Source organism: Robertmurraya beringensis (assembly GCF_042433785.1).
Taxonomy (GTDB): Bacteria; Bacillota; Bacilli; order Bacillales; family Cytobacillaceae; genus Robertmurraya_A; species Robertmurraya_A beringensis.
Window position 1 is genome coordinate 1 of sequence record NZ_JBHLUU010000056.1, and the last position, 1,406, is coordinate 1,406.

1 protein-coding gene is annotated in these 1,406 nt (G+C 36.6%); it reads right to left on the reverse strand.

Going from position 1 to position 1,406, the window contains the following annotated elements:
- Nucleotides 1-148: 148 nt before the first annotated feature.
- A complete protein-coding gene (locus ACFFHF_RS11860) occupies nt 149-1,264 on the reverse strand; it encodes an IS4 family transposase (RefSeq protein ID WP_160549407.1) in 1,116 nt (371 codons plus the stop codon).
- Between the last annotated feature and the right edge of the window lie 142 nt (nt 1,265-1,406).

Sequence of the window (1,406 nt, forward strand, 5' to 3'; positions counted from 1 at the left end):
CACTAGTGTTGCATAAATACTGACTGAATTTTCAGTTTTAAAGTTCTTCCCGTTTAGAGCCAAAAAAGTAAGTACCTAAGCAAAGGTGGCTCCATCCATTTGGAAAAATATTTACAATTAGACAGTTGCGACGACGACAGTTTGTGTATTAAGGAATCGTTTTTCCTTCGATTTTCCGAAGCCAAATATGTGCCGGCTTCCACAAAACAGCTCTTAGATAACGGCTAATTTGTAAGGTTTTACGCTTGCTTTTTGTCTCGAGTTGAACGAGGACATGTAGGCAAAAAACGATTAATGCGATAAACACTTGATTGTGGATCGCCCATTCACTTCGACCGTAGAACTTTTTGATATTGAGGTGCTGTTTGATCCATTTGAAAAACAACTCAATTGCCCAGCGCGATTTATACATCTCTGAAATCTCTTCGGCGCTTAAATCAAAACGATTCGTAAGTAACTGAAGTTCGTTTCCTTTTGAATCCATCACTCTTAAAAGACGAAAGTAGTTCTCAGTACGGTTTTGAGTTGTACCAATCAACACCATTTGATCGGACAGAACATTCGTATCCTCGGGTAGATTATAATCGTAGACCTCTCGTATGACTGCGTTTTTACGAAGCCTAGATAGAAAAAAGTACCCATCATCTGTCATGCGATCAAAGCGTTCATAGTCTAGATAGCCCCGGTCAAATACATACATGCATTCCTTGTCGTCTACCATGATTTCGAGTTGACCACGATCATGTTCCTTTGCCATTGTTAGCACAGCCTTTTCAGGATAAGAAATTCCTTTTTCCATAAATACTAGGCGCAAATGTAACTTTACACCCGCTTTTGTTTTGCGGAACTCTGCCCATTTATGATTAGTCAAATTAAGTGGCAATGTGCTTGAATCAATGATTTTTAACGGCATGACGAGTTTGGTGTAGTGTGTTTTGGCATGAATTTGTGCGACCAGATCAAGGAAAAGTCGTTGGAATAAATCTGGATTCATCCCATTTAATCGTCGTGAAAGCTGAGAAATACTAATGGAATCCAGATCAATGCCTTTTTGGAGTTGATCATCAAAAAGACAATCACTCAACGCATGAAGACTTTCTACTTCTTCAAGCTGTGCATAAAGTAATAATTTTAAAAATGATTCCGTCGTAAGTTTTTTCGTATAGAAATCTAATTTCAATGTTTTCACTTGATCATCAAATAATTCAACATTTATAGGTGAAAACCATTGTCCAAATGATGTTTTTCGTGTAATCTTATCCATAAGATTGGTCCTTTATTATTGGATTTGGACGGGATTACCACCTGACCTATCCATTATAAAGGACTTTTTCTTTGCATAAAATAATAAAATTGAACATTTTGAGTTTTTTAAATAGTGAAATTAAATTAATACAACACTAGTG

Coding starts and splice junctions, on each gene's coding strand:
- ACFFHF_RS11860 (WP_160549407.1), bottom strand. CDS start 1,264: ATGGATAAGATTACACGAAAAACATCATTTGGACAATGGTTTTCACCT.